Annotated in this window: 14 protein-coding genes and 1 pseudogene; 1 reads left to right on the plus strand and 14 read right to left on the minus strand. The window is 44.2% G+C overall.

Features of this window, described 5'->3' with window-relative positions; genetic code table 11:
- Positions 1–22: 22 nt before the first annotated feature.
- The 11 genes from greA to CDO84_RS12885 all read right to left on the minus strand — a co-directional run bounded on the left by greA (position 23) and on the right by CDO84_RS12885 (position 10,730).
- The gene (gene greA / locus CDO84_RS12835; protein ID WP_004399078.1) at positions 23–496 is read right to left on the minus strand and encodes a transcription elongation factor GreA; all 474 of its coding nucleotides are present in this window, start codon (positions 494–496) and stop codon (positions 23–25) included.
- A 250-nt stretch (positions 497–746) separates the two neighbouring features.
- A complete protein-coding gene (gene udk / locus CDO84_RS12840) occupies positions 747–1,382 on the minus strand; it encodes a uridine kinase (RefSeq protein WP_003225916.1) in 636 nt (211 codons plus the stop codon).
- A gap of 6 nt (positions 1,383–1,388) precedes the next feature.
- The gene (locus tag CDO84_RS12845) at positions 1,389–2,657 is read right to left on the minus strand and encodes a peptidase U32 family protein (RefSeq protein WP_003229802.1); all 1,269 of its coding nucleotides are present in this window, start codon (positions 2,655–2,657) and stop codon (positions 1,389–1,391) included.
- A gap of 18 nt (positions 2,658–2,675) precedes the next feature.
- Positions 2,676–3,605 (minus strand): peptidase U32 family protein, encoded by a 930-nt coding sequence (locus CDO84_RS12850; RefSeq protein ID WP_040082309.1) that lies wholly within the window; start codon positions 3,603–3,605, stop codon positions 2,676–2,678.
- A gap of 5 nt (positions 3,606–3,610) precedes the next feature.
- Positions 3,611–4,264, minus strand: a complete 654-nt coding sequence (locus tag CDO84_RS12855; RefSeq protein WP_040082308.1) for an O-methyltransferase — start codon at positions 4,262–4,264, stop codon at positions 3,611–3,613.
- A 151-nt stretch (positions 4,265–4,415) separates the two neighbouring features.
- Positions 4,416–5,498, minus strand: a complete 1,083-nt coding sequence (gene mltG / locus CDO84_RS12860; protein ID WP_040082307.1) for an endolytic transglycosylase MltG — start codon at positions 5,496–5,498, stop codon at positions 4,416–4,418.
- Between the two features lie 130 nt (positions 5,499–5,628).
- Positions 5,629–5,910, minus strand: a complete 282-nt coding sequence (locus CDO84_RS12865; protein WP_014664792.1) for a DUF1292 domain-containing protein — start codon at positions 5,908–5,910, stop codon at positions 5,629–5,631.
- 17 nt (positions 5,911–5,927) lie between these two features.
- Complete coding sequence (gene ruvX, locus CDO84_RS12870) at positions 5,928–6,344, minus strand: Holliday junction resolvase RuvX (protein WP_003229795.1); 417 nt, start codon at positions 6,342–6,344, stop codon at positions 5,928–5,930.
- 7 nt (positions 6,345–6,351) lie between these two features.
- Complete coding sequence (locus CDO84_RS12875; RefSeq protein WP_003225903.1) at positions 6,352–6,618, minus strand: IreB family regulatory phosphoprotein; 267 nt, start codon at positions 6,616–6,618, stop codon at positions 6,352–6,354.
- A gap of 84 nt (positions 6,619–6,702) precedes the next feature.
- Entirely contained in the window at positions 6,703–9,339 is a 2,637-nt protein-coding gene (gene alaS / locus CDO84_RS12880; RefSeq protein ID WP_040082306.1) for an alanine--tRNA ligase, read from the minus strand.
- A 329-nt stretch (positions 9,340–9,668) separates the two neighbouring features.
- Positions 9,669–10,730: an AI-2E family transporter gene (locus CDO84_RS12885; protein WP_040082305.1), complete on the minus strand. Its 1,062-nt coding sequence runs from the start codon at positions 10,728–10,730 to the stop codon at positions 9,669–9,671.
- 102 nt (positions 10,731–10,832) lie between these two features.
- On the opposite strand from CDO84_RS12885, the pseudogene CDO84_RS21935 reads away from it, so the two are divergent.
- Positions 10,833–11,113: pseudogene (locus CDO84_RS21935) on the plus strand (amino acid ABC transporter permease); the annotation flags it as partial.
- 34 nt (positions 11,114–11,147) lie between these two features.
- Here the strand turns inward: CDO84_RS21935 and CDO84_RS12890 are convergent.
- From CDO84_RS12890 to CDO84_RS12900, 3 genes are read right to left on the minus strand one after another with little or no spacing between them, the layout of a single operon-like run.
- Positions 11,148–11,279, minus strand: a complete 132-nt coding sequence (locus CDO84_RS12890; RefSeq protein WP_014664797.1) for a DUF3918 family protein — start codon at positions 11,277–11,279, stop codon at positions 11,148–11,150.
- 21 nt (positions 11,280–11,300) lie between these two features.
- Entirely contained in the window at positions 11,301–11,492 is a 192-nt protein-coding gene (locus CDO84_RS12895) for a hypothetical protein (protein ID WP_003225893.1), read from the minus strand.
- An 11-nt stretch (positions 11,493–11,503) separates the two neighbouring features.
- On the minus strand, positions 11,504–12,028 hold the full coding sequence (locus CDO84_RS12900) for a PRC-barrel domain-containing protein (RefSeq protein WP_082032957.1): 525 nt from the start codon (positions 12,026–12,028) through the stop codon (positions 11,504–11,506).
- Positions 12,029–12,054: the final 26 nt, after the last annotated feature.

Here is a 12,054-nt window from a genome sequence, read left to right on the forward strand (position 1 = left end):
GTGTTTCGCTGCTAAACAGATATTATGAAATTTTCACAATTTTCACGAGCATTTCTCCGCCCGGTGTTTGAACTGTGACTTCTTCATCTACTTTTTTGCCCAAAAGGCTTTTTGCGATCGGTGAATCGTTTGAGATTTTCCCTTCAAACGGATCAGCTTCGGCGCTTCCGACGATCGTATATGATTCTTCATCACCGTCAGGCAGTTCGACGAAAGTGACGGTTTTACCCAAGCCGACTACGTTAGAGCCGCCGTCATCTTCAATGATTTTCGCATTGCGAATCATATTTTCAAGAGTCGTCACGCGGCCCTCTACAAATGCCTGCTCTTCTTTCGCTGAATCGTATTCAGAGTTCTCGGAAAGGTCTCCGAAGCTTCTCGCAATTTTGATGCGCTCTACTACTTCTTTTCGTTTAACCGTTTTCAAATATTCTAATTCTTGTTCAAGTTTCTGTTTTCCTTCTGCAGTCATAGGAAAAACTTTCTCTTGTGCCATGTCCCTTCACTCCTTCTGGTTGTCCCTCAACATCTTCGATTATGTATGAGAGCATAAACTAAAAAATACAAGAATGAGAACACAGGGCAGTCCTCGTTCTTCTCTCCCATATAGGTACTGTTTATCTTAAACTGAATCTTGTCGTTCTGCAAATATTTCGCGTTTATAAACAGGGAAAGAAGGGAATTCGCACATTCCCTTCCTGCCTATACATAATATGGTCAGAGTTATTTATGTCTATGCTATGGTATTACAAAATCGCGTTTTGTTCAAGAATGGTTTGAATTTTTGTGACCATCAGATCAATTGCGACGTGATTCTGTCCGCCTTCCGGGATAATAATATCAGCGTATCGTTTTGTCGGCTCGACGAATTGATTATGCATCGGACGGACCACTGACACATATTGTTCAATGACAGAATCAATAGAGCGTCCGCGCTCATTAATATCTCTCATAATCCGTCTGATGATACGCAAGTCAGCGTCCGTATCAACGTAAAGCTTGATATCCATCAGATCACGAAGCCTTTTGTCTTCAAGAACAAGAATGCCTTCAAGGATAATGACATCCTTTGGCTCTACGTGAACCGTTTCTTCTGAACGGGTGTGCAGCTTATAATCATAGATCGGCTTTTCAATCGGGCGATAATTCAATAGATCTTGAATATGCTCGATTAAATAGTCATTATCAAACGCAAGCGGATGATCATAGTTTGTGTTCAGCCTTTCTTCAAACGGAAGATGGCTTTGGTCTTTATAATAAAGGTCCTGCTGGATCATTAAAATCGAGTGTCCTTTAAATTGTTCATAAATGGACCGTGTGACACTCGTTTTTCCTGAACCGGAACCTCCTGCGATTCCAATGACTACTGGATTCTTACCCATGGGCTGTTACTTCCCCTTTCTCATCATGTTGCTCGGATAAATCTTTTTGTCTAGTTTGAATTTGACAATTTGCAGGGGATGGCGGGCAGCATCTAGCTCATTTCCGTCTTCGTCCCAAATGGTTTCAATCGTATGTGTAAAGTTTTCGATTTCCGGACCGAAAAATTCCACTTCGTCGCCTTTTTTGAAGAAATTGCGCTGCTGAAGCGTGACCATTTGTGTGTCTTCATCATAATTCAGCACTAAGCCGACAAAATCATATGTCGTTTTTTTGGCGTGCTCGCCGAACATTTGCTCTTCATAGCCTGGCGTTCCTTCAAAGAAAGCTGTCGCAGTGTCCCGGTTGGCGCACTTATCAAGTTCTTCAAGCCATTCTTTTTGAATCACAAAGTTCTCTGGATCAGCGCAATAAGCATCAATTACTTTACGGTATACGCTGACAACAGTTGCTACATAGTGAATAGATTTCATGCGGCCTTCAATCTTTAAGCTGTCTATTCCCATTTCAATCATTTTCGGAATGGATTCAATCAGTTTCAAATCTTTCGGGCTCATCGCAAATGGTGCATCTTCTTCACCATACAAAGCAACGGCGTTGGCACCGTCTGTTTGGTAGAGATCATAATCCCAGCGGCATGACTGGCAGCAGCCTCCGCGGTTGGAATCCCGCGCTGTCATGTGATTGCTCAGCACGCAGCGGCCGGAATATGCAATACACATTGCGCCGTGAATGAAGGATTCGATTTCGATATCTACCTTTTCTTTCATTTCTCTGATTTCAAGAGCGCTTGTTTCACGTGCCAGCACGACGCGATCAAGACCTTCTTCCTTCCAGAACTGGACAGCCTTCCAGTTTGAAAGAGACTGCTGTGTGCTCAAGTGAACCTCAACATTCGGCGCCACTCTGCGGCATGTTTCGATAATAAGCGGATCCGCCACAATGATGCCGGCAACGTTGGCGTCTCCAAGCGCTTTTAGATAGTCTTCAAGCCCGTCCATGTTTTCATTATGAGCGAAAATATTCGTTGTTACATAGATCTTCGCGCCATATTTCTTTGCGAATTCAACGCCTTCTGCGATTTCTTCGATCGTAAAGTTATCGGCATTCGAGCGCAGCCCGTATTCCTGTCCTCCGATAAAGACCGCGTCCGCTCCGTAATGAACAGCGATTTTCAGCTTTTCAAGATTACCCGCAGGTGCGAGAAGCTCCGGCTTTTTCGTAATCACACGCTTACCATTGACGATTGTGGATATTTTATCATTTACGGCAGTCATAGCTTAACCTCCTTTTGATTAATAAACCGTTTCCTTGAAGAAGAATCCGGTATCGATTTTTCTGTTCACTGGCTGGATGCTTTCAATGCGTTCAATCCAGTCTTCTTTTTTCGCTTCGTATTCGTCACGGTCTTCCACGCACAAATCAATTGCTTCTCTGTACATTTTGGTGACTTCTATTAAGTATTCAGGCGTTTTCAGGACACCGTCAATTTTGAAGGAATCAATTCCGGCATCTATCAATTCCTCGAGCTCATCAATGATGCACACATCGTTCGGGCTCATAATATGAGTGCCGTTTTCATCTTCGAAAATCGGATATTTATTATCACGTTCTTTATCGTGCAAAAACATGCCAGATTCTTTTTTCTTTCTTTCAATGTCCATGACTTTTCCTTGATATTCAAAATAGTTTCCAATCAAAGAACGCTTCGATTGGAACATGCACGTCATTCCATGCACCTGGATTTCAATTTCGACTTCAGCATTTTCTTTCATTTCGACAATGCTATCCATGTTTAATTCTCTGGCAAGCACAGAACGCGCCGCGCCCTTGCGTCCCCAGTAGTTGCATGTATAGTAGTTGGTGCCTGTTGTTTCTGTACTCCAATGAAGCTTCAGATCAGGCGCAGATTCACGGGCAGCCATCAGCACGGCAGGATCGCCGAATACCGCTGCATCGACACCGGCTTCCGCTAAGAAAGCCAGATATTCGCCAAGCTCACCCACTTTATCGTTATGGAAAATTGCATTTACAGCAACGTATACTTTTGCCCCTTCTTTGTGGGCAATTTCTACGGCTTTCGTTACATCTTCACGAGAAAACTCTCCGGCCAATCTCAAGCCGTATCTCTGTTCCCCAACTAAAAACGCAGTTGCTCCCGCCTGTATGAGCGGCAAAATGTCAGCCGTACTTGTCGGCGTCACTAAGAGCTCTGGTTTTTTCATGACGTTCACCTCTTCTTTTTACTAATCGCAAGTCCGTCCCCGACAGGAATAATCGCAGTTTGGTAATCCGGATGATTCATCAGCCAATGATTATATTCATCAATTTTTGTTATAAGCCTGCGCCTTCTCTTCGGTTCTATTTTGCTGTAATCCTCTGCCACCAGACCTTTAAACAGCACGTTGTCCGTTAAAATCACCCCGTCCGGTGAAAGCATCGGTTCATATAAATGAAAAAAGTTTTGATACTGACCTTTTGCAGCGTCAATAAAAATGACATCGTAAGGCGCAGTTACATGAACGGCGTCAGCTAATTCAAGCGCATCTCCGTAAAAAACATGAATCCGGTCATCAAGCTGAAATTCCTTGATATTGTTTACCGCTTCTTCGTGCCGTTTCTCATTGCGTTCAATTGTATATATTTCAGCAGACGGCAGCTCCAGCGCCATTCGAATGGCAGAATAACCAATGGCCGTTCCGATTTCTAGTATTTTTTTCGGCTGTTTCAGAGACAAAATTTGAAGCAGCACCTCCATGCCCGCTTTTTCCATGATCGGGACATGATGTTCTTCTGCATATGCTTCAAGCTTCTTCACGTTATCCGGCCGAGGCTTTAATAATGCTTCTATATAGTCATTTATTTGTTCATACCGGTCAGTCACTACAAACAGCCTCCCGTTCTAAAAAGGAGTGCCCCAGTCTTATGCACAGGACACTCTCTGAATACATCATGATACATCGGTAAACAACCCGATATATTTTATCATAAAACCTTGCGGAAAGCGAACAAAAGGAGAGCTTTTTGCTCTCCTTTTATTTCTCATTTTTTGAGGAAATGTATTTTTCTTTTGCTTTATTATGCTCTTTTAGCGTTTTTGTAAATACGACCTCACCATTTGATTTGGCCAAGAAGTACAGATAGTCCGTTTTATCCGGATGCAGCGCCGCTTCCCATGACGACATGCCGGCATTGGCGATCGGTCCTGGCGTCAGTCCTGTGTTTTTATACGTATTGTATGGTGAATCGATTTCCAGATCCTTATAAAGAACCCGATCTTTATGCTTGCCTGCCGCGTACAGGACGGTCGGATCTGTTTGGAGCGGCATTTTCTTTTTCAGGCGGTTATAAAAGACGCTCGCAATTTTATGGCGGTCGGCTTTTTCTGTCGCTTCTTCTTCAATTAAAGAAGCCATCGTCAGCAGCTTATGCACAGAAAGTTTGTTTTTCTTCATTTCTGATTTATATGTTTCCACATAAGAATTTGTCTGCTTGATCATTGCCTTGATAATGTCTTCAAGTGATGTGTCCGGATCGTTAAAAGGGTATGTAGCCGGGAATAGGTACCCTTCAAGCGGGTGCTTAATGTTTTGATTGAAAACATCGTTTGTCACAGTGTCCGGGAATTCTTTCTTCAGCTGATTGATAAATGTTTCATCGTCCAGCTTCGCTATGACTTGTTTTTTCGAGTATTTCGTTTCATCAGCAATAGCAGCTGCGATTTGGGTCAGCTGTGCTCCCTCAGTCACTGTGATTTGAAAAGCGTAGCCTGTAGCCCCGCTTGTCAGCTTCTGAATAATGGCATCTAAATCCATTCCTTTATTCAGATGGTAGAATCCGGCCTGAAACCCGGAAGCACCTTTATATTTCACATAGTACTGAAATGCCTTCTCGCTTTTTATGACATCATTTTTCTTTAATATCGATGCGATGGCTGAAACAGACGAACCGCTCGGAATGTTAATATTCACTGCCGTTTTACTGTCATTTTCAACAGGTTCAAGCAATGATTTCCCATATAAAAATGCCCCGCCAATGATGAGAAACAGCACAACAATGGAAGACAGTATGATTCTTTTTTTATTAAAAAACGATTTTTTTTGCTGATTGATATACATTAGGTCTCCTCCCATCAGCTCTTATACTACATGATTCATTGTATTTCGGCAATTTATTACAAAAAGAGGCCTGCATCAAGCACAAAAAAGCCGGAGCAGTATAGCTCCGGCTTTGATTTGGCACGATGTTTTACTCTTCGTCTTCGTCCGCTAGGAATGTGTTTAGTGTTTCTTCGATCATATCCCATTCTTCGTCAGTTTCAATCGGGAATAGCTCACCGTTTTCACCGTCTTCGTTTGGCGTGAAGCTGGAAGCAAGAATTTCTACTTCTTCGTCATCTTTTGATTCGATTGGGTAGTACAATACATAAGACTTGCCAAACTCTTCGTTTTCAAATGTAAACAGCACTTCACAAAGCTGTTCATTTCCTTGCTCGTCAACAATTGTAATATTTTTTTCGCCGTGTTCCATTTTTTTCACCTCTGGCTTTAATTTAAGCTGTCGAGATATCCTTGTAAAATCATGACAGCCGCCATCTTATCAATGACTTTTTTTCGTTTTTGCCTGCTTACGTCAGCTGCAATCAGCATTTTTTCAGCCGCCATTGTGGTAAGACGCTCGTCCCACAGCACAACAGGAACATTGTACGTTGTTTCAAGCACTTTAGCAAATGTTTGGCTGGCTTCGCCTCTCGGGCCGACTGTTCCGTTCATGTTCTTAGGAAAGCCGAGCACGATTTTATCTATAGTATAGTCCTTTATCAGTTCAGATAAACGAGATAAACCATAATCGCCTTCCGCTTCATTTATCTTTATGGTCTCAATGCCTTGAGCAGTCCAGCCCATTTCATCGCTCAGAGCTACACCGAGTGTTTTGGTTCCTAAATCGAGTCCTAATATTCTCATTCTTTATTTACGCCTCTTTATGCTGTTCTAAATAAGACTTCACCAATTCCTCGATTAATTCGTCTCTTTCAAGTTTGCGAATTAAATTGCGAGCGTCACGATGCCTAGGAATATAAGCGGGATCACCTGACAGCAAGTATCCGACAATCTGGTTGATTGGATTGTAGCCCTTTTCCTGAAGCGCGTCATACACAGTAATCAGCACCTCATTTACGTTAGTCTCAGCAGAATCATCGGAGAAATTAAATTTCATCGTTTTATCAAACGAGCTCACCGTTTTGCACCTCTTTCCCAAATTCGCAGGCAAAGTTCAGCCTGGGGTCCTAATCTTACCATCATTCTACACTACATGGGCGAATTATAAAACGGATTTCACCCAATCTTCTACAGAAGCCAAAGCTTCTTCTAGTTTTTCCGGCTGTTTGCCGCCTGCCTGCGCCATGTCCGGACGGCCTCCGCCGCCTCCGCCGCAAACTTCCGCAGCTTGTTTAACCAGCTTGCCGGCATGAAGGCCTTTCTCAATAAGGTCCTTTGTGACTCCGGCAGAAATATTTACTTTATCGTTTTGTACCGCACCAAGCACAATCACCGCAGAGCCAATCTTTGCTTTGAGTTCATCAACCATTGTGCGGAGATGGTTCATGTCTTTTGCATTAACTTTTTCCGCAAGCACGTTTACGCCGCCAACTTCTTTTACTTTCGACAGGATCGCTCCTGCTTCCACGTTGCCTAGTTTCGCAAGAAGAGATTCATTTTCTCTTTGTGCTTCCTTCAGCTCAGCCTGCAGAGCCGCGACCCGTTTCGGCACCTCTTTGATATTTGTTTTCAGCTCGTCAGCAGTCTGCTTCAATACAGAAATCTGGCTGTTCATTTCGACGTAAGCGCCTTGCCCCGTTACAGCTTCAATCCGTCTTGTGCCTGCCCCGATTCCAGATTCAGAAACGATTTTAAACAAGCCGATTTCTGCTGTATTTCTGACATGGCAGCCGCCGCACAGCTCTAAACTGTAATCCCCAACTTGAACGACACGGACAATATCGCCATATTTTTCGCCGAACAGAGCCATCGCACCCATTTCTTTTGCCTCAGCGATCGGTTTCAAATCAATATTGACCGGGATGCTCGCCCAAATTTTTTCGTTTACGATTCTTTCAATTTGGTCAAGCTCTTCTTTTGTCACTTGGCCAAAGTGTGAGAAGTCAAAACGAAGACGGTTTTCAGTTACAAGAGAGCCCGCCTGATTGACATGAGTTCCAAGAACATCTTTTAGAGCCTGATGCAATAAATGCGTTGCCGTGTGGTTTTTAATGACGCCGCTTCTCATATGGTCTTCAACTTCAGCAGTAACATGCAAGCCTTTTTGAACAGTACCGCTCTCCACAACACCTTCATGCACATGCTGGCCGTTCGGCGCTTTTTGGACATCTTTAATTCTCACAACTGCCTGCTCGCTGCGGAGATAGCCCTTGTCGCCGATTTGACCTCCGCTTTCTGCATAGAACGGTGTTTCATCAAGAATGAATTGAATGCTTTCGCCTTCATGAGCCTCTTCGATTAATTGGCCGTCCTGAAGAAGCACAATGACATTGGCATCAGCTTTGGTTTGAGAATAGCCGACAAATGTGCTTTCGTCGGTCACGTCGCGCAATGCGCCGCCCTGCACCTGCATGCTGCCGACATCCTGGCGGGCGTTTCTTGCCCGTTCACGCTGCTGGTTCATTTCTTCCTCAAAGCCTTCATGGTCAACCGTCATGTTCTCGTCTTCTGCGTATTCTTCAGTCAGTTCAACCGGGAATCCATACGTATCATACAGTTTAAACACATCAGCACCTGAGATGACGCTGCTGCCCTTGTCTTTTTCTTTTTTGATCATTTCTGACAGGATCGCAAGCCCTTCATTAAGGGTCTCATGGAATCGTTCTTCCTCGGTTTTAATGACTTTTGCGATGAAATCCGCTTTTTCTTTTACTTCAGGATAGAAATCAGCCATGATTTCTGCGACAACCGGCACTAAATCAAACATGAACGGACGGTGGATGTTGATCGTTTTGGCATAACGGACGGCACGGCGCAATAAGCGTCTTAATACATAGCCGCGGCCTTCATTTGACGGCAGCGCCCCGTCACTGACAGCAAAGGCAACTGTTCTGATATGGTCGGCAATCACTTTAAACGCAGTGTCCTTCACATTGTCTTTGCCGTATGTTTCACCAGAAATCGATTCTGTTGCTTTTATGATCGGAACAAACAAATCGGTATCAAAGTTTGTCGGAACATTCTGGATGACAGATACCATTCTTTCAAGTCCCATGCCTGTATCAATGTTCTTCTTCGGAAGCGGTGTGTACGTGCCGTCAGGGTTATGGTTGAACTCTGAGAACACAAGGTTCCATACTTCTAAGTAACGGTCGTTTTCTCCGCCTGGGTAAAGCTCCGGATCTTCTGGATCATTACCATATGCTTCACCGCGGTCGTAGAAAATCTCCGTGTTCGGTCCGCTCGGCCCTTCACCGATATCCCAGAAGTTCCCTTCCAGACGGATGATTCTTTCTTCAGGAATACCGATTTTTTTCGCCCAAAACTCATACGCTTCTTCATCCTCAGGATGAACCGTAACAGAAAGAAGCTCTTTGTCGAAGCCGATCCACTTATCGCTCGTTAAAAACTCCCAAGCCCATGTAATGGCTTCTTCTTTGAAATAATCGCCGATGGAAAAGTTTCCGAGCATTTCAAAGAAAGTATGATGGCGCGCAGTTTTACCTACGTTTTCTATATCGTTTGTTCTGATCGCTTTTTGAGCGTTTACGATTCTTGGATTTTCCGGCACGACACGGCCGTCAAAATATTTTTTCAGCGTCGCAACACCGCTGTTGATCCAGAGCAGTGAAGGATCCTCATGAGGCACTAATGACGCGCTTGGCTCTACCGCATGCCCTTTTTCTTTAAAGAAATCCAAAAACATTTGACGCACTTCCGCAGAAGTTAAGTGTTTCATTGTATTTCCTCCTCTATAAAAATCGAAATTCTCTTCAGTGACAGCAAAAAAGCCCTCCCCCTATGCAAACCAACGTTTACACAGGGACGAGAGCTGTCTCGCGGTACCACCCTGATTACGGGCTTCATTCGCCCGTCACCTTAAACCCTGTAACGCAGGATGTGCGGCAGTGATTAACTGCACTCAGGATTAGCTTCCTCCGATCTTCTGCTAAAGCTCCTTTCAGCTTATGGAGCTTCTCTCTTTAACAGGGCTTCGGCGTACTCAGATCCGTCACTCGAGATTCGTATGTATTCTACGAGAAATTATAGACAAGCGGCACGCCAATGTCAATGCTCTGTCCTCATCCGCAAAAAATGGATCATCATCACTTTTAAAACAGCCGTCGCAGGAACAGCCAGAATCATCCCGACGATTCCCGCAAGCTCCCCTCCGGCGAGGAGCGCAAGCATGATTACGACCGGATGCATTTTAAGGCTTCTGCCGACAATGAACGGACTAAGGATATTGCCTTCCATAAACTGCAGAATAAACACCGTAATCACCACAACAAGAACCGCCTTCACTGAGATCGTCATCGCAATTAACAATGCAGGAACAGCTCCAATGAAAGGGCCAAAATACGGAATGACATTCGTGATCCCAGAGATAAGGCCGAGTATCAGCGGATACGGAAGCCCAAATACCCAGAACGTAAAGCCGGCAATCACGCCGAGAATCAAGCAGACCAAAAGCTGCCCGCGGATGTAATCTCCAAGAGAGTCATCCACATCGCGCAAAAAGGCGCTGCCTCGCTTTCTCCACGACTTCGGAGTCAGGTACCATACCGTCTTTTTCATTAACTCAATGTCCTTTACCATATAAAACACAAGAAAAGGGATCGTTGCCGCAATTAAGAAATAATCAAGCACGTTTCGGATTCCGCTGATCGCACCCTCGATCGTTCCAGCAAAAAACGCCTCCGTCTGGCTGATCATTTTATCTATACGGTGATGCATACCATCAGGCCAATCATCTGTATGATTATGCACATGAAGAAGGAGCCCGTTATACGTTTCGGCAAACATCGGTATATTTTCTGACAACTCCGTCAGCTGCACGATGAGAACAGGCACCCCCTTATACAGCGCCCAGCCAATCCCGCCAAAAAAAAGAACATAAATAACCAAGATGCTCAAAGTCCTAGGCAATCCTTTGCCATGCAGCCATTCCGTGACCGGAAGCAATAAATAAGATATAAAAATGGAAATAATCAAGGGAATAAAGATCGTTTTTATGACGTACCAAAAGGGTGTCCATAACATATCAAGCATAAAAAAGACGTAGACTGTTAACAGAACCAGCAAACAAATGGCCACCCATAACAAAAGCTGCACCGGTTTTTGAAGCATCTGCTTTCACCTCACCTATATCTTTTGAGGTTTACACAGAATTATTCTTTTATGTTTTCAGCCAGTCCTAAGTCGTGGACATTTTTTCAGATCGTTTAGTGTGTTTTTAAATCCGCTATGCTATTTGAAATTACCCGAAGTGGCTGATAGAAGCGTCGTGCTCCACCGGGCTGAGCTACACTGACTTTGTTCTTTTCATGCCGCAAGCGCTTCGCTGCATGGTTCCGCCCATTAGATACATCGCTTGCTGTTGTGATTGTTGCCCGAACTGATCAGACGGCGATTATTTTTTTCGATCTTTTTACTTACGGCACCTTATGTATGTGGCAGTCAATTACTTCCTTTCAATCGCAGCAAGGCGCCTTGAGGCACGGCAAATATAGAAAAGGATACTCTTTAGAGAGTATCCTTTTTGCATTAAAACATTTTCATCATTCTTCTTCTCATCCGCTTCATGCTTCGATTATTCAGCATGTCAGATTGAGTCGCCATTCGGTACACGAGAGCTCCGGCTCCCATTGCCAAAAGAGAAGTCATCGTCCGATTCATCCTGCGCATCTCCTTTCATGATTAAAAATTGATGCTGCGTTCATCCTCAGAAAACAAATCATCCAAGCTGCTTAACGTTCCGTCTTCTTCCACCTGATGAGTTGCAATCTTCCCTTTCGCCACAGTCAGCTCAATAAAACAGCCCCAGCAATAATATTGGTTCACGCCGATTTTCCCGATATCCTTACTTTTGCAATTCGGGCATATAAGCATATCTCACACCTCTATCCGTTCAGAACGATCTCGTCTTTCCGCACCTCGACAAGCGAATCCGCTCTTTGGATCTGGCGCTTGCTTCCCGCCAGGTCAGAAAAGAAACCGTCCGAGAGTTCATATGCTACGATTATGCCCCTGTCCAAACAAAAGTATACATCTTCCAGCATCCCCAATATATCCCCCTCTTGCGATTTCACAAGCTTCATTTTCATCTGCTCGTATGTGAAGCATGATTTCGGAAGAGGCAGAAGCTGCTCTGAACTGACCGAAGCCAATATGCGGTCATCAAGAACGGAAGAGATATCACACGCCCGTAATAGCGCATGATGATGATGCAAAAACCGTTTTTGTGCAAGAATAAACCCGAGACAATCTCCCTGCAGAGAAAAACAAATATCAGAAATTGCCCCGAGATAACAAGAAGTTCGTTCTGAGTATACTGGGAATCCTTCTACTTCATGGCATGTTCTCAAAGTGTGATCAACCACCTTTTGTTGAACAGGCTTAGGTTTTGCTTTGCGCCTTAGACTCATACGATGAAATCAATTCCACTGCAAAT

Source organism: Bacillus sp. MD-5 (assembly GCF_002201875.1).
GTDB classification, from domain to species: Bacteria; Bacillota; Bacilli; order Bacillales; family Bacillaceae; genus Bacillus; species Bacillus stercoris.